The 24,628-nt window shown below is 58.3% G+C and carries 18 protein-coding genes and 4 pseudogenes; 16 read left to right on the forward strand and 6 right to left on the reverse strand.

Going from position 1 to position 24,628, the window contains the following annotated elements; genetic code table 11:
- Window positions 1-795: 795 nt before the first annotated feature.
- Both J7E83_RS17820 and J7E83_RS17825 read left to right on the forward strand, forming a co-directional pair.
- A complete protein-coding gene (locus J7E83_RS17820; RefSeq protein ID WP_214964899.1) occupies window positions 796-1,983 on the forward strand; it encodes a glycosyltransferase in 1,188 nt (395 codons plus the stop codon).
- A 1,028-nt stretch (window positions 1,984-3,011) separates the two neighbouring features.
- Window positions 3,012-3,875 carry a hypothetical protein gene (locus J7E83_RS17825; RefSeq protein WP_214964901.1) on the forward strand — a complete coding sequence of 288 codons (864 nt, stop codon included), beginning with the start codon at window positions 3,012-3,014 and terminating at the stop codon, window positions 3,873-3,875.
- A 71-nt stretch (window positions 3,876-3,946) separates the two neighbouring features.
- Here J7E83_RS17825 and J7E83_RS17830 read toward each other — a convergent pair.
- A pseudogene (locus J7E83_RS17830) lies at window positions 3,947-4,075 on the reverse strand (IS3 family transposase); the annotation flags it as partial.
- 73 nt (window positions 4,076-4,148) lie between these two features.
- Between J7E83_RS17830 and J7E83_RS21280 the strand changes: the two are divergent.
- The 4 genes and pseudogenes from J7E83_RS21280 to istB form a co-directional block, all read left to right on the forward strand.
- Window positions 4,149-4,265: pseudogene (locus J7E83_RS21280) on the forward strand (helix-turn-helix domain-containing protein); the annotation flags it as partial.
- A gap of 128 nt (window positions 4,266-4,393) precedes the next feature.
- A protein-coding gene (locus tag J7E83_RS17840) for an IS3 family transposase (protein WP_214964905.1) occupies window positions 4,394-5,799 on the forward strand; the annotation gives its coding sequence in 2 pieces (ribosomal slippage) (window positions 4,394-4,733 and window positions 4,733-5,799; 1,407 coding nt in all).
- A gap of 21 nt (window positions 5,800-5,820) precedes the next feature.
- Window positions 5,821-6,936, forward strand: a complete 1,116-nt coding sequence (istA, locus tag J7E83_RS17845) for an IS21 family transposase (RefSeq protein WP_251044052.1) — start codon at window positions 5,821-5,823, stop codon at window positions 6,934-6,936.
- Entirely contained in the window at window positions 6,936-7,724 is a 789-nt protein-coding gene (istB, locus tag J7E83_RS17850; RefSeq protein ID WP_214964908.1) for an IS21-like element helper ATPase IstB, read from the forward strand. The genes istA and istB overlap by 1 nt, the downstream gene beginning before the upstream one ends.
- Window positions 7,725-7,785: 61 nt before the next feature.
- Here istB and J7E83_RS17855 read toward each other — a convergent pair.
- A pseudogene (locus tag J7E83_RS17855) lies at window positions 7,786-7,911 on the reverse strand (IS3 family transposase); the annotation flags it as partial.
- A gap of 150 nt (window positions 7,912-8,061) precedes the next feature.
- Window positions 8,062-8,226 carry a hypothetical protein gene (locus J7E83_RS17860; RefSeq protein ID WP_214964910.1) on the reverse strand — a complete coding sequence of 55 codons (165 nt, stop codon included), beginning with the start codon at window positions 8,224-8,226 and terminating at the stop codon, window positions 8,062-8,064.
- 1,578 nt (window positions 8,227-9,804) lie between these two features.
- On the opposite strand from J7E83_RS17860, the gene J7E83_RS17865 reads away from it, so the two are divergent.
- The 4 genes from J7E83_RS17865 (at window position 9,805) to J7E83_RS17880 (ending at window position 14,352) form a co-directional block, all read left to right on the forward strand.
- Window positions 9,805-10,116, forward strand: coding sequence for a hypothetical protein (locus J7E83_RS17865; RefSeq protein ID WP_214964912.1), 312 nt, complete (start codon window positions 9,805-9,807; stop codon window positions 10,114-10,116).
- 125 nt (window positions 10,117-10,241) lie between these two features.
- Complete coding sequence (locus J7E83_RS17870; RefSeq protein WP_214964914.1) at window positions 10,242-11,105, forward strand: hypothetical protein; 864 nt, start codon at window positions 10,242-10,244, stop codon at window positions 11,103-11,105.
- 10 nt (window positions 11,106-11,115) lie between these two features.
- Window positions 11,116-12,342, forward strand: coding sequence for a hypothetical protein (locus J7E83_RS17875; protein ID WP_214964916.1), 1,227 nt, complete (start codon window positions 11,116-11,118; stop codon window positions 12,340-12,342).
- 3 nt (window positions 12,343-12,345) lie between these two features.
- A complete protein-coding gene (locus tag J7E83_RS17880) occupies window positions 12,346-14,352 on the forward strand; it encodes an ATP-binding cassette domain-containing protein (protein WP_214964918.1) in 2,007 nt (668 codons plus the stop codon).
- Window positions 14,353-14,511: 159 nt separating this feature from the next.
- Here J7E83_RS17880 and J7E83_RS17885 read toward each other — a convergent pair.
- Window positions 14,512-15,752, reverse strand: a pseudogene (locus J7E83_RS17885) (IS256 family transposase).
- A 121-nt stretch (window positions 15,753-15,873) separates the two neighbouring features.
- Window positions 15,874-16,959, reverse strand: a complete 1,086-nt coding sequence (locus J7E83_RS17890; RefSeq protein ID WP_214964920.1) for a LacI family DNA-binding transcriptional regulator — start codon at window positions 16,957-16,959, stop codon at window positions 15,874-15,876.
- Between the two features lie 226 nt (window positions 16,960-17,185).
- Here J7E83_RS17890 and J7E83_RS17895 point away from each other — a divergent pair, with 226 nt between their 5' ends.
- The gene (locus J7E83_RS17895; protein WP_214964922.1) at window positions 17,186-18,412 is read left to right on the forward strand and encodes an MFS transporter; all 1,227 of its coding nucleotides are present in this window, start codon (window positions 17,186-17,188) and stop codon (window positions 18,410-18,412) included.
- Window positions 18,413-18,450: 38 nt separating this feature from the next.
- On the opposite strand, the gene J7E83_RS17900 is transcribed toward J7E83_RS17895, so the two are convergent.
- Complete coding sequence (locus tag J7E83_RS17900) at window positions 18,451-19,500, reverse strand: LacI family DNA-binding transcriptional regulator (protein WP_311379762.1); 1,050 nt, start codon at window positions 19,498-19,500, stop codon at window positions 18,451-18,453.
- 182 nt (window positions 19,501-19,682) lie between these two features.
- On the opposite strand from J7E83_RS17900, the gene J7E83_RS17905 reads away from it, so the two are divergent.
- The 5 genes from J7E83_RS17905 to J7E83_RS17925 all read left to right on the forward strand — a co-directional run bounded on the left by J7E83_RS17905 (window position 19,683) and on the right by J7E83_RS17925 (window position 24,625).
- Complete coding sequence (locus J7E83_RS17905) at window positions 19,683-20,900, forward strand: sedoheptulose 7-phosphate cyclase (RefSeq protein WP_214964924.1); 1,218 nt, start codon at window positions 19,683-19,685, stop codon at window positions 20,898-20,900.
- A gap of 173 nt (window positions 20,901-21,073) precedes the next feature.
- The gene (locus tag J7E83_RS17910) at window positions 21,074-21,967 is read left to right on the forward strand and encodes an ROK family protein (RefSeq protein WP_214964925.1); all 894 of its coding nucleotides are present in this window, start codon (window positions 21,074-21,076) and stop codon (window positions 21,965-21,967) included.
- A gap of 98 nt (window positions 21,968-22,065) precedes the next feature.
- Window positions 22,066-23,055: an alcohol dehydrogenase catalytic domain-containing protein gene (locus tag J7E83_RS17915; RefSeq protein ID WP_214964926.1), complete on the forward strand. Its 990-nt coding sequence runs from the start codon at window positions 22,066-22,068 to the stop codon at window positions 23,053-23,055.
- A complete protein-coding gene (locus J7E83_RS17920; RefSeq protein WP_214964927.1) occupies window positions 23,052-23,813 on the forward strand; it encodes an SDR family oxidoreductase in 762 nt (253 codons plus the stop codon). Before J7E83_RS17915 ends, J7E83_RS17920 begins: the two co-directional genes overlap by 4 nt.
- A complete protein-coding gene (locus J7E83_RS17925) occupies window positions 23,810-24,625 on the forward strand; it encodes a sugar phosphate isomerase/epimerase (RefSeq protein ID WP_214964928.1) in 816 nt (271 codons plus the stop codon). Before J7E83_RS17920 ends, J7E83_RS17925 begins: the two co-directional genes overlap by 4 nt.
- The last annotated feature ends 3 nt before the right edge of the window (window positions 24,626-24,628 follow it).

Here is a 24,628-nt window from a genome sequence, read left to right on the forward strand (position 1 = left end):
CAGCGCGGTCCCGGGGTGCGGACCGATGCCCTCGTCAGCGAACGGCTTCTACGTCTGTGTCCTCCCGGACCCGCCCGTCGAGCTCGGCTCCCTGTAGTTAGGCTGCCGAGGACGCAGTTTTTGCCTGTTTGAGAGGTGCCGGACTTTCTGTCTGCAGCCTGATCCTGTCCCCGGCTGCGTCGGCCAACCTGCGTCGGCTCCGGTTTCATTGCCGGGGTGCCGTCATCCGCGATGACCGCGCCGTTATCTGCTTTGAGGCGTCAGCCCCATGTCTTGTCCTGACGCTGATAGACGAGTGCTGGGCCTTATGCTTCCCCCCAATGATGCGGAACTATTCAGAACGACGACAACTGCCAGCGGAACCACAGCCATGACTAGGAGGGCAAGTCTCAGGCCCGGCCGGCAAACCGACCTGGAGTTCGGCGGAAGGTTCGTTCCCGATCGTGAAATCGAAACATTCTACTCCGACCACTTATGGCAGTCATGCTGCTCAGCTAATGCGCCAGCTTTGGCCGAGCGCGCAGCTTCTGGACTGGGTAGCGGCAAGCTGAGTAGGTTTGACGTCGATGCGAATACGGGGTCGCTGACACTGTCATCTGAGACTATTTTCAAATCGGAGCTCGGCGGGGAATCCGCACGTCTTGGTCAGGCGTGGGTTAACGGCGCTTGAGTAAAGGGAATGCTACATAGTCCTCTAATCGCGTGCCTTGGCACGAAATTGCGTGGGTTGAGATAACGTCTCGGCATGGACCAGCGTGATCTATGTAGGTTTTTCGATATAAGGGGTGGGGGAACATGCTGACTCGTGTTGCGCTTGATGCCAGGAGGCAGCGTGACAATGGCGTGGCCCGCGTCACGCGGTTGCTCGCTGTGGCCCTATCCCAAGTTTCCGTCGAACTTGTGCTTTTCGGTCCAGGAGAGGTTCTCCGAAAACAGTTTCCTTGCGCGGAGGTGGTTGAATACGGTGCGCCGTTGTTGTCAGACGAGGACCTTTACGGCTTAGATACATTTCTTCAATCACTTCAGATTGATTGCCTAATTGCTCCCCAATTCTACAATTCACCGTGGACCGAGTGCCCTCAGGTGCGGATTTTGCACGACACGTTTCCGCTTGAGACTGGAACGGAACTGACTGATATGAGGAACGTGGAATCAACGTTCGGTCATGCGCGCGTCAGGCGAGTCGTGACGGCCCTTTTGGATAGCGCTACTATCCCAGCCGGCGAGGAGGCCGCCAGACTCTACAAGGCATATTATGACCTTTCTGTGGAGAAGGCGTCGGCACTGTTGACAGTCTCGGATGAATCTTTCCGGAGTATCGTTCATCACTACCCAGGCGCGGCTGACAAACTTGAGATGCTCCCTCTCTTTCCGGATCCTGCTATTGTTTCCGCCAGTTTGCGTGCACCCCGAGATAAATCGCTTGATGCCATTCATGTAAGCAAGTTTGAGCCACGCAAGAATCAACTCACCCTTCTCCGAGCGTGGACGCATTGTTGGGAGCGTGACCGGAGTTTCCGTGCATGCATAGTTGGGTCGCCGAGCACTCTCTACCCTGAGTACACGGCGGAGGTGCTTCACCTGATCGGCGCGGGTCGCAGTGGTGGTTGGCTTGAGCATCACCAGGGCATTGATGACCAGTCCTTGGCCGAGCTATATGGCTCCGCCAAAATTGCCTGTGTCGCCTCAACGGCTGAAGGTTTCGGCTTGCCGGCGCTTGAGGGGATGGCAAACGGATGTATCGTAGTCGCATTGCCAGGAACATCCGTAGATGAGGTATGCGGTGACTTTGTTATTCACGCGAGCAATTCGCCGGAATCGATTGCTGGCACTCTAGCCGACTTACTGTCCAAGCCGGGGGAGATGGACCAACTTTCTCAGGCTTCACGGACGCGGGCAGCCGCAGCGCGATTCACTGTTGCTGCAACCGCCAAAGCTCTTGACGGAGCGATTCGTAGAGCCTCGACCGACCGAAGAGGATAGCACCGGCCTTCTCCTTCCGCCGACATGTTGTAGGCACATGAGGCCTATCGCTCCATACCTTAGTAGTGCTGGACCAGAAGCGGAGGCTTCAGAATGCTTGGTGAAACTGATAAATGATTGATCCTATGGCGGCAGCGGTCTGAAGGCCGAAAACAATCCATTTTGCGATCCGCAGATTACGTTCTTCTTCTTGGGGACTTTTGCGATTTTCGTTCATAAGACTATGACCCCATATCCCTGATGAGCGAGTCACGGTAGGAGGCGAATCGTTGCACGAACCGGCAGGACTTCCTGACGAGGCTGTTTACCAGCGATCTACGATACGAACGAAAGCGATAATTTCGGTCTCAGATGTTGGCTTGATCCGGCGATGGCTGTGGGAACAGTTCAATGTCGTTGAGGCACGTCGGCCACCGCCACCTCGGATCGTCCAGGAAGTGTGGAAGTCAGATCCCGTTGCCTGCGCGCGGAGCCTTCGTCATGCAGTGGCTGCGCTAGTTGAGCGGCATCTCTGCCCGGTATCAGACGCTCTTGCATGGGGGCGCGCGGCGTCCCTCGAGGGACGGAAAATATCAAGATCCGTCATTGAATCCGACTTGGGACTCAGCGCAAGGGCTGTTGACAGCCGTTTGCAACGCGTCGATGCATCACTGGCTACCCTCGCGTCGGAGCGAGGTTTTCCTATAGACCTAGGTGGGACTGATCAGGTGGATTCAATTGTTCTTGGCCTAATCGAATCCGCACTGCTGCGCGCGGATGGGCTGATTGACCTCGCTGATGGATTCTACGCGGCGACAGCTGACTTTGCGGAGCTCAAACCGAAGAGCCGAGCGAGACCCCTTGGCCGGGATAGATCCGTGAGGAGCCGTACCCGAGGACCGGCACGACTAACTATTCAGCTTGCGAGTTCGGCAGAGCGCCGCATGTTACTCATGGCACGTGGAGCGGGGCGGGGCCTGTCGACTACTACATGTCGACTATCCGATGACCCGGATACCGCTTTAGGGGAATTAGAAAAATCTTGGTCCATGGGGGACCTGTTAGCCCTGCCGCTGATGCTCGGCAACGCCATGCAGGTCATACCTGATGCTGCTTCAGGTGGAATGGGACGACGACGCTGGCTTCTCGAATTAGGGTCCAATATTTTTCGTGACGCAGAGTCCCTGACGGCACTCGCATGGACTTCATCCTGGATTGAGGAAGCGCAGGGCGAGGACGTTGAGTCGCTTCGTGCAGCAATTCAGGGGCGTAAGACGCGCGCACACGTTCTGCAGCTGCACGGATTTACTACGGCAGCAGCAGTTGAGCTTGACCAGGCGCTTGCCTCCTTTCGGCATCTGCAACATGACATAGGTGACTACGACCTCTTGCGTGCCGATCTCGTAGTTCGGCGTGCGGCTTTAGACGCTATCGCTGAGGATCCTAAGTCTGGACGAAGTCGCCTGTATCCGATTCTTTCGTCGGAAGTGCCCCCACGAATGCGGCTAAGCGCTCTGCGGTACATGCTCCACCTCGAAAGCGTCGAGGCAGCACGTTATTTGGAACGCAGATCGTTTTCAGGTAGGCACGCTAGCAATTACGAGACCGCGCTCGGGCAGTTGGAGGCTGAACGAATACGAATTCCCGCCGCCGGTCAATTGACGGTGCTAGACACGATTGTGATGGCGGCGATAAGAGTTGGCGACGTGCAGACGATTAAGGAAGGCGTAGATTCAATCGAGTGGTCTGAGGCGGCTGGCTCGCCCAACGTCATGTTTAGACTTGCCGGCCGACTCCGCCTTGCATCACGGTTACCGGGTTTGCAGGCCCTCTCCGACATCAACGTGCCTGTAGCTGAGCATCCATTCCGTGAGTCCGGCCTGATACCCCATCATTTGCCTTTCCTGCTCTAGCATCAGGACACTCTAACCCTCATGTATGGGTGCGAGTTAGGGACTGCCCCGGCTTTTGTTGACTCGGGGTCTTAGTCCGCTGTGAGCGCGGTCCGGTTGATTGTTTCATATTCGAGGGGCGTGAGTTTTCCCAGCCGTCTTGCCTGTCGCCGGCGGTGGTAAGTTTTTTCGATCCAAGTTGTAATGGCCAGCCGGAGTTCTGTCGGTGACGGTCGAAAAGTGAGCCATTGTGATGGTTGAAAACTGAGCCACCTATTCCAAACGATTGGGTGGGTGATCACAGTGGAGGATTGGGCGCTTATTCGGCGGTTGCATGTTGCCGAGGGTGAGTCGATGAGGTCTATAGCGGCGCGGCTGGGTATTTCCCGGAACACTGTCGCGAAGGCCGTCACCCTACGTGTCAGGCTGGAACGGTACCAACGGCTCATAGCAAGTCCGTTTAATCGCGTCGGGCGAGAGCCAGGAATCCAGTAATCATGTCCAGTCCAGTTTTGAGTGCAGTACGAGAAGATAGTGCTGTGAGTAGTAGTAGTAGTAGTAGTAGTGGTTCCGGTCCGCGGGCCGGTGGTCCGCGGCCTCGACGGTCGTTCACCCCGGCCCAGAAGCTCGAGTTTTTGGCCGCGTATGAGAAGGCGTGCGGGAGCAATGAGGGTGGTGCTTTCCTGCGCCGGGAGGGGCTGTATTCCTCGCAGATGACCGAGTGGCGGCGGCTGCGTGACGCCGGCGTCCTGGCCGGGAAGAAGGCCGGGGAATCGATCGGGAAACTCTCCGCGGACCAGGCCGAGAACGCGCGTTTGCGCCGCCAGTTAGAGGTGAGTGAGAGCCGGTTGAAGAAGACCGAGGCAGCCCTGGATCTGATGGGAAAACTACAGGCGTTCTTAGAGAGCGCCTCAGAGGATATGCCGGACGGGCCCCGGTCCAGGAAGCGCTGATGGCCACCTACCGGTCGATGTTGGACCTGAAGATTCCCTCACGCCGGGCGGCTTCATTGACCGGTGTTTCCAGGACGACCGCGAACCGGAAACCGGCCCTGCCGCGGGACCAGACGCCGGTGGTGCCGCGGAACAAGCTCACCGCCGCCGAGAGGGCGGAGATCCTGGCGGCGCTGAACTCACCGGAGTTCGTGGACCTGGCACCCATGCAGGTCCATACGAAGCTGCTGGATCAGGGGATCTATCTGGGGTCCCTGTCGACGTTTTACCGGGTGCTGGAGGCAAACAAGCAGGTCAAGGAACGCCGCCGGCTGGCCACACACCCACCCCGGACGGTTCCCGAGCTGGTGGCCACTGCACCGGGCCAAGTGTTTACGTGGGATATTACAAAGCTCGCGGGCCCGGTCAAGGGAAAGTATTTCGACTGCTACATGATGGTCGATATCCATTCCAGGTTCATCGTCGGCGCGCACGTCCACACCACCGAATCCGGGATGCTGGCCGTGGAAATGATGAAGGGAATCTTCGGGATCCACGGCATCCCCCGGGTCGTGCACGCGGACCGGGGAACGTCCATGACCTCCAAAACCGTCGCCGCGCTGCTCTCGGACCTGGAGGTCACCAGATCCCACTCCAGACCCAGGGTAAGCAACGACAATCCGTACAGCGAGGCGCCGTTCAAGACCCTGAAATACGGTCCGGAATTCCCCGAACGCTTCCCCTCAGTCCACGACGCCGGGGCATTTATCAGCGGTTTCGTGGACTGGTACAACCATCACCACCAACACTCCGGAATCGGCTTCCACACCCCCGCGAACGTCAACTACGGCCACGCCTCCGGCGTCGCCAAAGAACGCTCGGCAACCCTCGCTGCAGCCCGTGCAAAACACCCCGAACGCTTCACGACAACCACTGATCCCAAAATCCTCGCGCTCCCCGGACCAGCGTGGATCAACCAACCCAAGGAAATCACCGAACAGTTAGCCGCCTAACTCCCGTTGGTACCGTTCAGCTTGAAAAATTCCGTCAGCGCTGACGGACCACCAACGTATGTCCGTGTGCCGCAGGATTCCGGGATCAAAGCCGTTGAACCGTTGATCCGTGCGCTGTTAAAGGAGAACCCGCGGATGCCGGCGACGGTGTTGGCAGAGCGGGTGGGCTGGTCCGGGTCACCGGCATGGTTTCGTGAGAACGTCGCCATGATTCGTCCGGAGTATGCTCCGGCTGATCCTGCCGACCGGATCAGTTACGAGGCCGGTGACCAGGCGCAGTGCGACCTCTGGTTCCCCGAAATACGGATACCTGTCGGGACCGGCAAACCCCGGGTTTTGCCGGTGTTGGTGATGGTGTGTTCGCATTCGCGGTTCATCATGGCCCGGATGATCCCGTCGCGGATGACCGGGGATCTGCTGGCCGGGATGTGGGAGCTGATCGGATCCCTGGGGGCCGTTCCTCGGCGGCTGATCTGGGACAACGAGACCGGCATCGGGCGGCGGAACAGCTACGCCGCCGGAGTGGCTGCATTCGCCGGCGTACTCGCGACCAGGATCGTGCAGGTGAAACCCTATGACCCGGAGAGCAAGGGCGTGGTGGAGCGGGCCAACCAGTTCCTGGAGACCTCGTTCCTGCCCGGCCGGACCTTCGAGTCCCCGGCTGACTTCAACTCCCAGCTCGGAAAGTGGCTGCCCACGGCCAACGCCCGACTAGTCCGGCGCACCGGGGCGCGGCCCGATGAGCTTATCGGGCCGGACAAGGCGGCGATGCTGGGGCTGCCGCCGGTTCCGCCCGTCACGGGATTCGCGGCCCGCGTCCGGCTCCCTCGGGACTACTACGTCCGGATGGGATCCAACGACTACTCCGTCCACCCGCAGGCCATCGGCAGGTTCGTCGACGTCACCGCAGACCTGGAAACCGTCACGATCAGCCTGGACGGCAGATCCGTCGGAAACCACCCCCGATCCTGGGGAACCGGCCTGACGATCACCGACCCGGACCATGTCGAGGCCGCCCGGACCCTGCGGAAAGCCTTCCAGAACCCTGCGCCGGCCGCAGACTCGGCCGGGCTGCGGGATCTGGCGGACTACGACCGGGCCTTCAACGTCGTTCTCGATGACGGGCAGGTCGCCTGATGACCGAAGCCAAGGAAACCGTCGGACAGATCGAGTACTACTCCCGGGCGATGAAGGCACCCCGGATCCGGGAAGCAGCAGCCCGGCTCGGGGACCAGGCCCGCGACAACGGCTGGACCCATGAGGAATACCTCGCCGCGGTCCTGTCCCGGGAAGTCGCTGCCCGGGAAGCCTCCGGAGCCGAGACGCGTGCCCGGGCAGCCGGATTTCCGGCCCGCAAATCACTCGAGGACTTCAGCTTCGACCATCAGCCCGGCCTCAAACGCGACATCATCGCGCACCTGGCCACCGGCGCGTTCCTCACCGAAGCCTCCAACATCGTCCTGCTCGGACCGCCCGGAACCGGTAAAACACACCTCGCCACCGGTCTGGGACTAAGGGCCACCCAGCTCGGTCACCGGGTCCTGTTCGCCACGGCCATCGACTGGGTCGCCCGGCTCCAGACAGCACACCAGGGCGGGCGACTGCCTCAGGAACTGGTCAGGCTGCGCCGATACGGGCTGATTATCGTCGACGAAGTCGGCTACATCCCGTTCGAGCAGGACGCTGCGAACCTGTTCTTCCAGCTCGTGTCCTCACGCTACGAGCATGCCTCGCTGATCCTGACCTCGAACCTGCCATTCGCCCGCTGGGGAGACGTGTTCGGTGACCAGGTTGTCGCCTCAGCCATGATCGACCGCATCGTCCACCACGCCGAAGTCATCACCCTCAAAGGCTCCAGCTACCGACTCAAACATGCACAGACAGACTCGCTGCCCTCGACAAGACCAGAAAATACGGCAGAATAGCCACGTCAACGTGGCTCAGTTTTCAACCCACGAAATGGCTCACTTTTCGACCATCGCTGACAAGTTCCTGGCTTGTGAGCCGCCGCTGACGGTCCAGGATATTCTTCTGCAGCAGAGAGAAGAACGACTCCATCGCGGCGTTATCCGCGCACGCACCGACCCTGCCCATCGAGCGGGTCAACCCGTGGTGCCCGGGACGGGGCAGTGTACGCTCAGGATTGTTGACTCCGGAAGCCGGTTCAGCCCAGCGGATCGATGCGTATGGGCACTAGTCAAAGCGACAACCACAGGTTCTATGCATCGCCACCGTACTTTGGCGTGGCGTTTGAGACGAAGCTCAGCGTTGAAAAAACTGGTGCAGATCGAAAACACCGACGGCCGAAGCCAGTGTGGGATCCAAAGCCGAGATCAATGCGAAGGGAAGCGCACGGAGGCGATTCATGGCGAAAAGTTCAAGAGAAAATGGAATAACCATGGTCAACAGCGCCCCGACAAGTGCCATGCCGGACTGTTGGCCTACTGCGGGGCAAGGCGGGGACCGGGGCCGAGGAGTTGGCCTGCAAGAACAACTGGCAACGCGACCCACAGGGCTTTGGACAGCACCACAAGTGGCTGGGACCCGGCCGGCGTGGCCGTTCCGACTCGGAACAGGATCCCGGTAGCCACAGCCCACAGGATTCCTATGAGACCAGCCTGACCGTCGTAGTCGCCAATGAGGAATAACCCAGCCACAGCACCCAAGACCGGTAACCGGACCGCCCAGGAACGCGAAGGCAGGCAGCCGATGCCAGGGGGACAACGAATTCAATGGAAACGGCCAAGGACAGTGTGATGTGTGAAATTGCTTAATAGAAGAAGTTTGCATCAAGCCTAAAACGAAGCCATATGCAATGATCCGGCCTCTGGAAGCCGCAGCGGAGTATCGTGCCAACCAGAGCGCAGGGAGGAGCAACAAAGCTCCGATTCCCACTCTTAGACACGTCGCCATTCCGGGGCTACGGCTTCATTGAGACCAACGGCCACACCGTTGCCGAGTTGGAGGACCGTTAGGCTCGCTGCCACCGCAACCACACCTGCTGCGCCCGGATTCCTCACGCTATTCGCGCGCACGACAACATCCCGCCAGCCGTCCCCCATGCCGCCATACGCGCACATTCCCCAATATGTCTTAGCAATTCGCAATTCAACGCAGACTACAACACCCGCCAATGAACTTCAAAGTCAAAGACCCAACCGCCAGGGCTCCCCTCCCCACGCTGCCGTCGGACTCTTCACTTTTCACAAACCCTCCGTTGAGCGCGCTCGGAGGCCTGCAGGAGCGCAGTGTCGTCATTCCAGGGCATCAACCAAACTTGGCGGCTCACGGCGACTCCAGGAGTACCGGGCCTTAACGCTAATCGCTGTTCAGTTCCTACTCAACCCCGAGATCGGTGTCTCTTGGATAGCGGCAGGTGCCATTGAATGCCGGCGCGTCCCACATGGGCGGCGTCTGAACGCTGACCAAGGCCGAGTCCGCTTGGGAATTCCGCACCCTGCCGCTGCTCGTAGGGGTATCGGGGTGAACTTCTAGCCCATTCGACGTCGGTCGCAGACCTGCGAATGCTCGTTGCGAAATTAGTCAGCCTCCTTAGTTTACTGCTGTCGGTTACGTGACAACTCAAAATCGGTTGTCTGATGTATCATGCGCGACAAAAAACTTAGCCAACAAGAAACCGATTGCCTTCCTTGCTCCTAAAGAGAAAATCAGTGTATGCTCTGCCATGAGCCGGATTCCCTGCTTTTGACCCTCGGAATTGGTCTGGATAAGGACAATCCAACCACTCCGAACGTCATCGTTTCTGACCCTCGATATGTGTCTCTTATGCGGTAGCTGATCAACAAAGAGCTCGAGAGTATTAATCTCGCGCCGCTTTTCTGTCGCGTTTTCCCGAATTACTAAAGACGTAATAGTCTGTAATAGTTGTCCAACTTGACATCGTTGGTTATTGTCAAGATTGCGAACCAATCAATTCCCTTTGGTCGCATCCAATAAAAATAGATGGGGTAAAAATTGAAAAGGTCTACAAAAGCATTTGCGGGTTTGGCTGTAGTCGTCGCGAGCTTCGGCGCGGTGATTCCTGCCGCGAATGCCACCATTCTCTATGAGAACTCGAACTACAACGCCTCAGGTGCGGCACGAACGTATGGCGCGGACAATGCGCCCAACGTTGGAAGCTTCGATAACGCGGCAACGTCTATAAGGAACTTCGGCTATAACGTTCGCTTTTACCAGGATGCTGGCTATCTTGGTACGAACTTCACGTCAAGCTACGACTACAACGACCTGACGTCGCTCATGATGAATCCTTGGTGGAACTGGAACGATGAGATCAGCAGCTACCAGCGCGTCTAAGTTCTGAGGGTCGCCGCTGAATCCAACCTTATTTCGCTGGATTCAGCGGCGCCTGCAGTTTTATCCCTCGCTCCGGCAATTGGTGTTAGCTCGAAAGTTGCCTCTGTGGAATTTGAGAAGAAAAGGTGTCCGGGCATTTGAAAAGGTCTAAATATGCAGTCGTTTCCACCCTGGCGGTTGCAGGTCTGTTGATTAGTAGTTGTGGCGGTGAAGTTAAGCCTGACGAATCGGCCCGGGCCAAAATTGATCAAAGCAATTCGACGATTGTTATGCCATTGGATGACTATGACATTTCCAACATGGGATATGCGACAATATCCTTGGCGCGTGAGGTCGCAATTGGCAAATGCATGGCCAAGCACGCTTTCGTGACCACCCGATCTCCCCAGCTTTCGGTTGCAGAGGATCGGGACTACGGCCTTTGGAACGTAGAGCGTGCAGGTCGATACGGATACGGCATGATCCAGGAAAACCGAGACACGCAGAGTACCGACACAAAGGGCGAGGCCTGGGAAACGGCAAGAAGCCAATGCTTGTCTGACACTTCCAGCGAAGTGGCGGGTTTCACCCCGCCGGACCCTCTCATGACCCGTTCAGCAACGAATGAGGTGCGCGCGGAGGCCCAGCACAACGCCCAGAAAGATCCGAAATGGTCAGAGTATCGCGAAGACTGGTGGCAGTGCTTGAAGGACGTCGGACTCCTCCCGCGCACCGGTGACAGCGATTGGGCAAGTCAGCAGGCGATAGACATTCTCACGCGAATCGATCCGAAGAACCCTTCCCCCGCAGACAAAGAAGAGGAAATTCGTACCGCGCTGAAGGAAGCTAAGTGTAACCAGAGCACCCAGCTGACCCAGCGCCTTGGCGACCTTGAGGCGGGATACCAAGCAACATTGATCAAGGCCAAACAGGCCCCGTTGAATGAAGAAAAGACAAAGAACCAAGCGTACGTTGAGAACGCCAAGAAGTATCTTGCGACCAACCAATAGAAGACCTTCGGTGACCTTGAACGATAATGGTGAAGAGATCCGAGCACAGAGAGTGGCTCATCCGAAGCGCGCTGTGGCGGTCGTTATGTGTGTGCTGGCGCTGCTGGCTTCAGCCTTTCTCGCGGGCCGCTTCATTGGGTCCCCTCCTCGCGACGCTATCCAGTCCGCCCAACAGACAATCGCCGTATGGTCCACAGTTGAAACCAGAGTTGTCGATAACCGCCTCACCTTTACGGGACGAGTCCAACCTGGCACTACGGTCAAGATTGTTGCCCTTTCAGAGACAAAGCCGAACGTTGTAGTGAGGCAATCTTTGACACCGGGAGCCCGAGTGGAACCTGGATCCTTGGCAGGCGTCGTATCTGGGCGTCCCTACTTCCTGCTCTCCGGCCCGCTCCCGCTGTACCGCGATCTCGTACTCAACGACAGCGGCGATGATGTTCTGGCGTTACAGAAATCGCTAGCAACATTGGGCTACTATGTCGAACTGACGAGTGTAGTCGACCGGCTCACCATGAATGCAATAAGCGACATTTTCGCGGCGGCCGACTTCGAGTTGCCGAAGCAACTTACTAAGTCGGACACCGAAGCCGCTCCTCCGAGCTCTGCTGCGAAGACGGAACAGAAGACGGAGAACCTGCCTAAGCCAGCTACCCCGTACATTCCCTTTCGGCAACTTCTCTTAATGCCGGAAGGAAGCGGCCTAGTCACTTCGTCTGCACCGATAGGGGCTGAGGTGGACGTAGAGAAGCCCCTGCTGACACTGCGCACCACGTCCAGCTATGTCGAATTCGTGGCAGAAGTCTCCCAAGCAGATCAACTCAAAATCGGGCAGAAGCTGACTGCCCGAGTCGGCCCAAAGGAGTTCCCTGCGGTTGTGGATAAGATCGGCAATTTTCAGGAGGGAAAGGACGGCACCTTACCGGGAAAACCGGTCGCGCTGACCCCCGCCGAAGCTGGCGACCTCGATTTGCCCGTTGATCAACCGGCGACCATCCAGACCATCGGACAAGTCGAAGAGGCTCTCTCAGTTCCCTTGATAGCCGTTCGGGAAGACGGTTCCGGGCACTTCGTCACAAAACGTTCAGAAACCCGTGAAAGAGAACCCGACGGGGCCGGCGCGGAAAAATCTCCGCCGTCGGAAGTCAGGGTTAGTGTATCCATCCTCCGCTCCGGTGGGGGCTATGTCGCCATCAGTGGCGATCTGCACCCAGGAGATCAGGTCAAGGTTTCATAGAAAATGACGGTACTTGATTCGGACCTTCAGCCAGCTAACACGCCGCTTGACAGCCGTGTCCCCCTCCTGTCCTTGCAAAAGGTTTCCCGTCTGTACCCGGGAAGCGAAACGGCGGCGATCGACGATGTCTCTTTGGACGTTTATCCCGGCGACTTTGTGGCCATAGTAGGTCCCTCAGGATCAGGAAAATCGACTCTTCTAAACATCCTTGGCCTACTCGACAGCCCAACCAGCGGCGACTACCAAGTCCTTGGCATCGATTCCATAGCAATGGATGAGAAGGGCCGCAATCACCTGCGTTCAAAAACCTTCGGATTTGTCTTCCAGTCCTCCCACGTCCTGGGAGACGACTCCGTATTGGCTAACGCAGCGATGGGGCTACGAGTCCAAAGGGTAGCCATTCGCGACCGCGTCAAATGCGCTGTTGATGCCCTTGTCCAGGTCGGGCTCAAATCAAAGATAGACAGCCGTGCCAAGTTGCTGTCCGGGGGAGAGCGCCAACGTGTTGCCATTGCCAGGGCGATAGCAACTTCACCGGCCCTGATCTTGGCCGATGAGCCAACCGGAAACCTGGATTCCGAGAACAGCCGTAGGATAGTTGAGCATTTGCATGCCTTGCATCGCTCCGGGGCCACAGTCGTTGTCATTACGCACGACATGGAGGTCGCCGCAACAGCCTCGCGGCGAGTAGAAATACTTGATGGGAGGATTGTCGAGGACTCTACAACGGCCTCACCTGAGTCTGCGAATTATGTCCCTGGACCTGGTAATCCCCGTCCGAAACAGAAGCGCAGGCATCTAGGCCCTTGGGGATCGCTGGTCGATGACGTCCTTGCCGCCGTATCGGCTCTTTCAACGCGAGGCGTGCGGACGCTCCTGCTAATGGCTGCTTTTGCCCTTGGCATCGGAGGTCTTGTAACTTCCGTAGGGCTCAGTGAAACAGCGTCGGCGCAAATCAGTAGCCGCCTCACTGCCGCTGCACTCGATGAGGTCCGTGTCGATCTCGATCGTCCGTCCGCTTTTCTGAATCCCCAAAGCGACCGTCTTGCTAAGGATCTTGACAAGCTGGCGAATCTGCCTCATGTCCAAAATGCCGGGTTTCTCGCAATGGTTCAGCCTGCTGACACCAAGATATCTCGACTGTATGCCGGTGATGCAGAACCAAGTCAGGCTATAGGTTTGGCCAGCACTTCAAGGTCATTCATTGAACAAGCGGCCACCGAAATCGTGCCGTCAACCAGTACAGAACTACTGGAAGATTCATCTGTACAACCAGTCGCATTGGTTTCAAGAAAAGCTGCGGAGGCTCTAGGTTTTCCTCTAGGCGACGACAGAATGGGATTGACCCCGGGATACGCCGTCTGGATCGACGGAGCCCGGGTTCCGATCGTTGGGTTGTTTCAAGTGGGTGACCGCTTCAGCGAGCTCGAAAGCTCCGTGATCGTGAGTCCCGGACTGCTCTCCCAGAATCCCAGAGTACGGCTGTCCATCGTTATTAAGACCGACATGGGGTTTCCTGCTGCCGTTGCACGGGCCGTTCCGCTTTCCTTGGCCCCCGAGAGTCCAGGCAGCATCAAGACACAAACAGTGGCGGATCTGGACTCATTACGCTTCGGAGTGTCCAATGATCTAGGTCTTTTCGTCGGAATCCTCTCATCAGTTCTCTTGGCCTTGACCGCCGCCAGCGCAGCCACAGTGATGTATCTGACTGTTCAGTCTCGCACCTCTGAGATCGCGCTATTGAGGGCAATCGGAGCGGGTCGAGGATACATCGGACGCCTGTTCATGATTGAAGGTCTTCTGATCTCGTCCATGGGCGGGGCAATTGGGATTGCCCTAGGCGTAGCAGGCACACTATTCGGAGCCTTAGCTCAAGGGTGGACGCCCGTACTGGCTGGCAGCTTGCCACTCATAGGAATGGGTGCATCAGTCCTTACCGGCCTCATCAGTTCACTTTATCCAGCCTGGGTTGCCAGCCGACAAAATCCCGCCACCGCGATTAGAGGCTGAATTTGGCCAAGGTTCTTCCTTAGCTGGATGGACGGGGACTATCCGTTACTAACAAATCCAGATCGCCTGCCGTCGTTTGACAGCCCTGACTTTTGTATACTATGGAGGTCAAGTCCATATGCGTGGTGTAACGCGGTTGCCGTGTGATCCTTGGTTTGTTTAGGCGCTGAGAGCCAGTTCTGTGGGGTTTCCTGCCTCCTCTGTGGTCGGGGTGCCGGCGGCCTGGGCCTGTTGGATGAGGTCAAGGCCGAGGTGGCGGCGGGCTTCGATCCAGTCATCGTGTTGCTCGGCCAGGACGGCGCCCACAAGCCGGATGAGGGAGTTCCGGTCCGGGAAGATCCCGACCACGTCTGTCCGCCTTCTGATCTCGCGATTGAGGCGTTCCTGGGGGTTATTGGACCACACCTGCCGCCAGAGCCCCTTCGGGAACGGCGTGAACGCGAGCACGTCGGCGCGGGCGGCTTCGAGGTGGTCGGCGACCTTGGGCAGCTTCTCTTCCAGTGCGTTGATGACGCGGTCGAACTGGGCGTGTACGGCGTCCGCGTCGGGCTGGTCGTAGACACTGTGCAGCAGGGTTTTCACCCAGGGCCAGGAGGTCTTGGGCGTGAGGGACATCAGATTCGCCGCGTAATGGGTTCGGCAGCGCTGCCAGGACGCTCCGGGCAGGGTCGCGCCGAGCGCCGCCACGAGGCCGGCGTGGGCGTCGGAGGTCACCAGCTTGACCCCGGACAGCCCTCGGGCGGTGAGGTCACGGAAGAATCCCAGCCAGCCGGCCCCGTCCTCGGCCGAGGTCACCTGCAGGCCCAGGATTTCGCGGTGGCCATCGGCGTTGACGCCGGTCGCGAGAAGGGCGTAGACGTTCGCGACCCGCCCGCCCTCGCGGACCTTCAGCACCAGCGCATCGGCGGCGACGAACGGGTACGGGCCGGCATCCAGAGGGCGGGTCCGGAACGCCTCGACCTGTTCGTCGAGGTCCCGGGCCATGATCGAGACCTGGGACTTGGACAGGCGGGTGATGCCCAGGGACTCAACGAGCTTCTCCATCCGCCGGGTACTGACGCCGAGCAGGTAGCAGGTCGCCACCACCGAGGTCAGTGCGGCCTCGGCGCGGCGCCGGCGCTCCAGCAGCCAATCCGGGAAATACGTGCCCTGGCGCAGCTTCGGGATGGCGACGTCAAGGGTCCCGGCACGGGTGTCGAAGTCCCGCTGCCGGTACCCGTGCGGGAGTTCACCCGCTCCGCGGAGGTCTGGCCGTATTCGGCGCCGCAGACGGCGTCGGCCTCGGCGCCCATCAGGGCTGTGATGAAGGTCTGTAGCATCTGGCGCAGCAGGTCAGGAGAGGCCTGCTCGAGCTGCTCGGACAAAAAACGGGTCGGATCGATAGAATAGGGTGCGGTCATCGCGGAGTTCTCCTTCAGGAAAGACATTGGACTGTCATTTCCAAGGATCACGCGGTGACCGCCTTCGCATCCGGCAAAACGCCCGAGGTGGGCCGTTACACCACGCTAATGGACGTAACCTCTATCTGATTCTGTCGCGAGAGTTCTCCGGACGGCTCTTCGCGGAGCTGGCTGAGCCCGGCAACGCAGCGGGCGGCTCCTGAGGGGATGATGAGCTTCGGACGATCAGCTCGAATGGGGTTGTCACGGAAGTGGGCTCTCCGCTGGCCCCGGCGAGCTCATCAAGGAGGATTCGGACGGCCAGAGCCGCTTGATCCGCTGGATGTTGAAGGATGGATGTCAATCCTAGGGGGGCGGCCAGGTCGTTTCCTTCCAAGCTGACAACCGCAACCTGCTCAGGGATTTTTACTCCTCTTCTCGCGCATTCGAAGAGGATCCCAATGGCCGCTTCATCTGAGGGACAGATGAACGCGGCAGGTCCGGATGTCCAACCTGTCCATAGCTTTTCAAAGACCTCCCTAGTCCGGGTGAATGCTTCAAGGGGTGATTCCGTTGCCCTGTGCGACAAGGACTTTCGCACTGCCTCAAGGAGCTCCGGGCAGCCGGTATCCTCTTCGATCCATACGTAGCTGTCTGCGATCAACAGGGCTATGCGCTTATGCCCTGATTGGCGCAAATGGCGTACTGCTGCGGAGAGTATTTGCTGCTCATCCACTCCCACGCTGTGGCCGCGGGAAGCGCGGCCGCCGACAATAGCACAGGGAAGTGTTGAGCCTGTCAGCTCCAAGAGTGCTGTTCCTGACTCGGCGGCGTTGCCGAAGATGAGGAGGGCATCGACATGGCTCGGGCCTAGCGTCGCGATGTGCTTGCAATCGTGCGGATCGGTTACAACGATGTTGAGACTGTAGTTTCGGGCCGCCAGTGCGCGGGAGGCGCCTTCGAGAGCTTTGGAATAGAACCAGTGGCGCACTGTCGGGGTCAGTACCGTTATGATACGGGACCGTCCTGTGGCCAAGGCCGCGGCCGAGGGGGAAATGGAATAGCCCATGGCCGCAGCGATTCTGTTGATTCTGTTTCTGGTCGATAGTGTGACGCTAGGTTGTTGTCTCAGGGCGCGTGACACCGTGGCCGTCGAGACTCCGGCGGCCAGTGCTACGTCTTTGATGTTGACGGTTAAACCCGCTGTCCGCCGCCGTTGTGTTTTCAATGCCGCTCCTTTGATTCGACCTGCTTCATGGGAGGACAGCTGGACCTTCGGCCAGCGTGTCCCTTGGCTACGTACTGTTCGGAATTCACTGGCAACTCATATACGGACAGAAGCACCGGACTTGTCCAACAGAAACCCCTCTTGCACTCATTGCACTTCACGGCGTATTGATGATCCTGCCACTAGCCTTTACTCGATTGGGGATTCAAGGTGTATCGTTACACAGATGATGATCACACGTCGAGTTCGAGTTGGACTGCTCATGCTTGCCCTGGCCGCCTTTGGGTACAACACCTCGGAATCGTTTCCCGTTGGCTTGCTCCCGAGGATGTCGGCTGACCTGCAGGTGGCTGAATCCCAGATCGGCGCCCTACTGACCTTGTACGCCGCAGTCGTGGCAGTCACCGTTATCCCTGTAGTTGTGATGACGTCATCCATTGGTCGCCGCCGCCTAATCCTGGTCACTGTGGCCGCACTGGCCGTTTCCAATGTGGCCATATCGGTCGCGCCCACCTACGAACTACTGCTCGGGGCCAGGCTGCTCTCCGCCACTACGCACGGAATCTTTTGGTCGATGATCGCCCCCACTGCCGCCCTGCTTGTTCCCAGAGGCCGTGAAGGTTATGCCACGGCGATTGCCTTCACGGGGAGCTCTCTGGCGATGGTGGCCGGAACACCGCTCGTCACGGCCTTGGGCGAGCTGATCGGTTGGCGATTGGCCGCGGCCCTTCTTGCTTTCTTGGCAATTGTCACCTTCATCGGACTCCGAGCGGCCCTTCCAGCTTTGGGATCAACGACTTTGGACAGAGGCCACCGGGCGCAGTGGGAGCCGTTCGTCCGGACGATCAAGGACGGGACACTCATTGCGCTGTGTGTGGGAACGGTGCTCGTTGTTGTTGCCTATTTCGCCACTTACACCTATATAGCCGTCTTCCTTGAGCGTTATGCGGGGGTGACGGGGACTGCGCTGTCTATGGTTTTGCTGGCCTTCGGCCTTGCCGGGCTTGTGGGGGTATCTATCGTGGGGAAAGTGACCGACCGCCGCCCCAGGCTGGCGGCTGTCGTGTGTCTGGCCACCTTGGCGGCAGCCCTGTTCGGTATGGCCGTTTTTGCCGACGTGGCACCGGTCGCCGTCATCGTCTCGGTGGTTGCACTCGGCGGAGCATTCGCGGCGGTGCCCGTCTGCCTGCAGTCCGCCGTTATCCGGGTTGCCCCAGGATCTGCGGATGTAGCCTCATCGGTGTACGTCGTCGCGTTTCAGATCGGAATAGCTGGCGGTTCGCTTATTGGAGGATGGATGATCGACCGGGATCAGCTCGCCATGGTCCCGGTTTGGGCAGGAATCATCGCCCTTTTCGCTGGCTTCATAGTGATCCGCCTGCGGCGGGCTTTCACGCCGCTGTCGCTGGAACCAGCCGCTTCCCCTGTTCCTGAACTGGTCGACCGGGCCTAGGCAAGACTCGCATACGCCAGATGCCACGTGGACGAAAGTCAGCGCCTGGTGCTTTGCCTTTCGATGACACTCCAGGATGCCTGCGGCTGATCGGCGGTGAGGCCAGCCGCAATCTGACCGCAGGTCCGCCCCTGCTCATAGAGGGACTGCCGGAGGGTCGTCAGCCCTTCGGCGGCGGCCGCCGGCCCGTCATCCCATCCCGAAACTGAAAGACTGTTCGGCACTACTCGCCCGTTTTCGGAGGCGGTCTCCAACACCCCTACAGCTAGTTCGTCACTCATGCACAGAACAGCGTCCACAGGGATTTGCGCCTCCTTCAAAAGGAGGTCGAAGGTGGTTTTCGCCTCGGTTCTGAGGTTACGGGAAAGCGCGATGACATAGACGTCACTCCAATTGAACCCCGCTGCCTCAAGGCCTTCCCGAAAACCTTGCAGGCGGTCCTGCGTTACGGGAAGTTTGGCCTCAGTTATATCCAAGCCGTATCCCTGGCTAGGGGTGCGCGTGTGATCGAGTGAGAAACTGACAATCACGGGATGGCTTGTTCCCTTCAGGCTCGTCGTGCTCATCGCTCGAGCCGCTGCGCGGTCATCGGCACGCACTCTGACGATCCCGTCGTATTCAGGCCCCCCTTGAATGGCACAAGGGCGGCCGGTCCTGACTGCTGCGCCCAATGTTGGATCATCCATGACCGTAGTCCAGAAGACATACCCGTCCACTGCGGCTTCCGAAACCCGCGAGGCATCCCCAGGGGTCCCTTCGGTGGGAATAAATGTAAGACCCAAATGGCGTTCAACACATATGCTGGCGACTCCTGCGAGAAATTCACTGGCCTGTGGATCGCTGAAGGCGTAGGTCAGGTGCTCGCCAAAGACGACGCCCAGGCTGTTGGACTTGCCGGTTCTCAGCGAGGTCGCCCATGGATTCTTGCCAGCGTAGCCCAGAACCTTTGACGCATTGAGCACGCGCTGGAGCGACTCCTCGGAGACACGGTCAGGGTTATTGAAAGCATACGAGACCGTCATCACGGACAGGCCCGCCTCATTCGCAACGTCCCGGAGGGTCACTCTGCGCTGGTTCTGTTTTGTCACCAATCGAGACTACGTGGGCAACTGAGTTCTATCAAGCGATTTGTGTAACGCTACACCGTCGGCTAGCGTGCTGTGTAACGGTACAGATCGAGCGCTAGGAGCGCCATTTCCGGCCGATGATGCCGTCTCATGTAGAAGCTACCCAATACCGCTGTGCTCTAGGTCAAAGGAATGAGAACACTATGGAAACCTTCCCGGCTGAATCGAAATTTGACCCACGAAACACTTCAGGCGCATGGACAGTGGAACATTCCCACACGATCACGTACGAGGTTCGCATTTGTAAGGGACTGCTCGATCTAGAAAACCCGGTGCTGGCTGAGTCGTGTCTTTCGAGGCAGGACCGGGAGCATCAGGTTCTTATCGTTCTCGATGACGCTGTGAACGAAATTTATCGGCAGGAGATCCACAGTTACTTCGTGCACTGGGGTCTGGTGCCTTCGTACATGGTTCTTGAAGGAAATGAGGGCACAAAAGACGTTGAATCAGCGATGAAAGTCGCCGCCCGGATCGGGGAGGTAGGGCTGCTGCGTCGCTCAGAAAAGGTCGTCGTAATCGGAGGCGGTGTGGTTATGGACGTGGTCGGGATGGCGGCCAGCCTGTTCCGGCGGGGAGTTCCCTATGTGCGGGTACCGACGACGCTCCTTGGACAGGTCGATGCAGGCGTCGGTGTGAAAACAGGCGTGAACTATGGCGATCACAAGAACAGGTTGGGCACCTACTACGCGCCAGCCTGCTCTCTCATTGATCCTACTTTTCTCAGCTCGGTGCCTCATCGTCATATCGTTAATGGATTGGCCGAGGTCGTAAAGATGGCCTTGGTCAAAGATGCTGCGCTCTTCAACCTTCTTGAAAATTCACTGTTGCAGCTGTCCGGCGGCGGTTTTGGGTCCCACTCTCCAATTCACGGCGAGATCATCCGGCGCTCTGTATCTGGAATGCTCGAGGAGTTGGAGCCAAATCTCCATGAATCCAATCTTGAGCGCATAGTCGACTTTGGCCATACTTTCAGCCCTTCCCTGGAGCTCATCGCGGATCCACCAGTTCTTCATGGAGAAGCAGTCGCCATTGACATGGCAGTATGTGTAGCTCTTTCCCATGACCGGAGACTTCTGACGGAACAGGAGGCCGTCCGCGTGTACCGGTTGCTGACGGGCATTGGACTGCCGGTCTCCGACGGACTTTTTACTCCCGAATTGCTTGTCAAGGCGCTGAACGACACCGTGAAACACCGGGATGGCAAGCAACGGCTTCCATTGTTGATCGGGATCGGCAAGGCGGATTTCTTCAACGACGTCAGCTCATTCGAACTCCACAAGGCTGTCCGTTCGGTGAACAGGCTGGAAAAGCTAGCCGTCGGGCCGGTTCTGCCTGAGCAGAGACAGGCCGCAGAGGCATGAGCATTACCTGGCTCACTCCCCACGAGAAGGTGAATGGGCCCCACCGCCACGCCTCAAGCAGCGACACGATACTGGTAGTCGATGTCGGCGGAACTTGGATCCGTTCCGGAATGTGGAGAAGAGGCTTGGGTCTACTGCCCGAGTCGATTCGTAAGGTTCCCACGGCTTCCTACTTGGACAAGGAACACGCCGACCCTTTGGGCTGCCAACTGCTCGGCATGCTCATGAAGTTGGTCCCTCCCGGCACCGTGAGGGCCAGCATCAGCCTGGGTGCGGCCATAAACCACACTCAAGGAACTCTTTATGCCTCTGCACCCCTGTCTGGCTCCGACATGTTGGCGTTCCCGATCATTCAGAAGTTGAGAGAGACCCGCCCAGAGACCGAGTGGCATGTGGTTAACGATGTCACGGCAGCACTTTTGGCATACCAGGACTCTGCACCGGATGCTTCCCGTGACAAGGTTTTGGTGACGACCGTAAGCACCGGTATAGCGAGCAGACTGTATCTTCCCGATCTGGGTGGGGTGCCGCTCGACGCGGCGGGGTTGCAGGGCGAAATAGGTCACTTGCCAGCCGTTAGCGATTCTTGCCTGGAGCTGATGTGCGATTGCGGGGAGCTGAATCACGTCGCCTCATACTCAAGCGGTCCCGGTATAGAGCAAGTCGCTCGGTTGCTCATGCAGGAACGTCCATTGGAGTCAGGGCATTCCATGATGTCCCAGTGGTCGGATCGCTCGGAGTTTGAAGAGGGCTTTGCAGACGCACTTGACGGAGCTGACCCTTTCGCTCTCCTCATTCTCTCGATGGCGACACAACCGTTGGCCGACGTCTTTTCTTACGCGCTCACCATAGACCCTTCAATCGATCGGCTGGTGCTCGTTGGTGGAGTGATCGAGGCAATTGGAAGCCACTACCGGGATGCATTGCTGACCCGTATGACAGCTAAAGGCGTGTACCTGACGTCCGTACTCTCGCCCGACTGGGTTTCCTCGAAAATTACAACGTCGGCCAGCGACTCCAGCACAAATCTTGTTGGCGCAGCATTATCTTCCGAGAACCGACGGTAGGAAAGGGTTCAGTGAGCACCTGCAGCACCGGCGTTTCCACGGCGATCCTCCGATCCCCGTCAAACACCTTCACCCTCGAGCGCAGTATGCCCCCATCAATGAAGGAAGCAGGTATCCATCTTGATGTCTTGTTCGCAGGGCTTTGCGGTACAGACATACAGATAATCCGCGGCATGCGCGAAGAATCGGCGCAGATTCTCGGCCATGAGGCACTCTGCGCTGTGGCCGCGATTGACCCTGGCGCCAAGACAGAACTAGTGCCGGGCGAACTGGTGATCATAAATCCTACATCCGCCGAGGATCCTACGTTCCTTCTCGGTCACAACAGTCCTGGAGTATTTCAGTCACGGTTGTCGATTCCGCAGCGCATACTTGACCTTGGTCAGGTGATACCTCTCAAGGAAGGACCCACGTCAAGGTTAGCAGTACTCATTGAGCCCTTGGCATGTGTACTGTACTCGCTTTCCATAGTGCGCTCAGTAGGTCTGCGGCGCTTTGTCATATTTGGTGACGGAGTCATCGGGAACCTTTATGCGCTGATGCTCCAAAGGTGTGGCTATCCTGCTGCTGATATTCGCGTTGTGTCCCGTCTGGACTTCGACACGATCAACCCGTCTGGCATATTCCCCGACACGGACACTCCTGCCGGAGTGATCCTTGCGACGCCACGAGACTCGACACTGAACTGCTTATCAGCCGCTCTGGATGAGGCACCGCCGGGAAGCCTTATCGATGTGATCGGCGGTTTCCAGCCGCCGGCTCAAGGGCCCTACCTCAGAATTTTTGAGACACGAGCATCAAATGTTTGTGGTAATCCATCCACCGCCAGCACTTTCACCCTCTTGGGCGGAAAAGGAGAACTGTCGGTAACCGGGCACAGGGGCGTATCGGCCAAACATCTGACGGCATCCGCACAAATACTGAAACAGGATCCGAACCGCTTCAAGCAGCTGCTTACTCATTGTGTTTCCCCTATGGCTGCGGTTCGCTATTTCAACCATCTTTCCGAGGGAGGAAGCCGAAACTTGAACGACCGGCCCCTCAAAAAACTTGTAATCGATATGCAGATGGGTCTGGTTTCCGAATGAACCGTGACGAGGATAACAACCGCAATTCGGCCCGCGCCGTTGTGGTGGGAGGTTCAACAGGAGTCGGTCATGGGATAGCCCAAGGCCTGATACGGGCAGGTTACACAGTTGACATCGTCAGCAGAAGCGAGCCGAAAGGTCTCGGCCCCAATGCACGCTGGCACCAGTGCGATCTACGTGATCAGGCCGCGACCTCCCGGACCATGCAGAGCCTTGCAGTCGAGCCACTTGATGTGTTCTGTTTTGCCGCCGCCTACTACGGCGAGGCCCGCAAAAAGATGGCGGAGACGACCGAGCTCGAGTGGGCACGACAAGTGCAGGTGATGATGCACGGATTGTGGACGGGGCTTCATAGCTGCCTTCCGGCACTGCTGGATGGGGGCGACGGCTTATTGATCAGTGTTTCCTCGGAGGTCGTTTACAACTTCGGCCCGGACAGGAGCGGTTACGCCGCGGTGAAAGCCGCAGCGTCCGCACTCGTTCGGTCTGTTGCCCAGGAATACGACGCGAAGGATTTGCGCGTCGTGGAGTTGTTGCCCTCAGGAATGGTGGATTCACCAGGTATCAGGAGCCGGCGCCCGTCCCAGTTCGACTACACGGGCTATATGACCCCGGATAAATTTGGGGCGATCGGCCATCACCTTGGCACGACCAAGGGCAGGACCGACGCGGGGAAGGTTTTGGCGGTAGCTGCGGACGGTACCTGGACAGAAGTTACCGAAGGGTCAATGCCTAGCTCCCAGAGTGGCAGCCGATGATGGGTGCGGACAAGAAGGTTCCACTCGGATTGACTTCGTGGCGTCTACCTGGAACCACGTTCGGCGCCCCGAGCATTGCCGCGCAGGCTGGCGTCAAGCGTCTTCAGATCGATGTTGGCGGGGGATCCCGGGGACCTGTTCTGCATTCGGCGGAGCACATAACCACGCTTCAGGACCACGCAAACTCGGCCGGGGTTCAGATCACTGCCGTGGCGGTCAATCGGCTGAATGACCTGGGGATTAATAGCGTTGACAGTTCTGCAGTTGCGCGGGCGGTGGATTTCGCCAAGATGTCCCTGGGCACCGCCCATGCCCTCGGCGTCCAGACGATTCTTATCCCAAGCTTTCGGCAAAGCTCAATAGATACGGATGACGACCTGCTACGGACTGTCGATTTTCTGCGCATCATCTGCGATGAAGCTGCATCCGCGCGCATTGAGGTTGCTACGGAAAACGTCTTGACGGCACCACAGCTAGTGAAGCTTCTGCAGATGGTCGGCCGCACCAACCTCAGAGTGCAGGGAGATGTTGGCAATCTTGCACTCCACGGCGTGGATCTTCCTTCCTATTGCGAGGCAGCGCGAGCGTCATTGCTGGGCGAATGGCATTTGAAGGATTTTCCCAAGTCGCCGCTGGAAAATTGCCAACTAGGGGCAGGGATGGCAGAAGTTGCTGGGGCGATGGCAACACTTCTGCGCCTCAAGTATGCCCGATCGTTTGTCATTGAAACGGATCATCGACACGCAACCCTCTCCGAGATCCGTGAAGACATTACCTGGGTGCAAAACACCCTTACTCAACTAGAAAGGTAGGAC

Source organism: Arthrobacter sp. ISL-48, from assembly GCF_018613805.1.
Taxonomy (GTDB): domain Bacteria; phylum Actinomycetota; class Actinomycetes; order Actinomycetales; family Micrococcaceae; genus Arthrobacter.

Coding starts and splice junctions, on each gene's coding strand:
- J7E83_RS17820 (WP_214964899.1), top strand. CDS start 796: ATGCTGACTCGTGTTGCGCTTGATGCCAGGAGGCAGCGTGACAATGGC.
- J7E83_RS17825 (WP_214964901.1), top strand. CDS start 3,012: ATGGGGGACCTGTTAGCCCTGCCGCTGATGCTCGGCAACGCCATGCAG.
- istB (WP_214964908.1), top strand. CDS start 6,936: ATGACCGAAGCCAAGGAAACCGTCGGACAGATCGAGTACTACTCCCGG.
- J7E83_RS17860 (WP_214964910.1), bottom strand. CDS start 8,226: ATGGCACTTGTCGGGGCGCTGTTGACCATGGTTATTCCATTTTCTCTT.
- J7E83_RS17880 (WP_214964918.1), top strand. CDS start 12,346: ATGACGGTACTTGATTCGGACCTTCAGCCAGCTAACACGCCGCTTGAC.
- J7E83_RS17895 (WP_214964922.1), top strand. CDS start 17,186: ATGATGATCACACGTCGAGTTCGAGTTGGACTGCTCATGCTTGCCCTG.
- J7E83_RS17905 (WP_214964924.1), top strand. CDS start 19,683: ATGGAAACCTTCCCGGCTGAATCGAAATTTGACCCACGAAACACTTCA.
- J7E83_RS17915 (WP_214964926.1), top strand. CDS start 22,066: ATGAAGGAAGCAGGTATCCATCTTGATGTCTTGTTCGCAGGGCTTTGC.
- J7E83_RS17920 (WP_214964927.1), top strand. CDS start 23,052: ATGAACCGTGACGAGGATAACAACCGCAATTCGGCCCGCGCCGTTGTG.
- J7E83_RS17925 (WP_214964928.1), top strand. CDS start 23,810: ATGATGGGTGCGGACAAGAAGGTTCCACTCGGATTGACTTCGTGGCGT.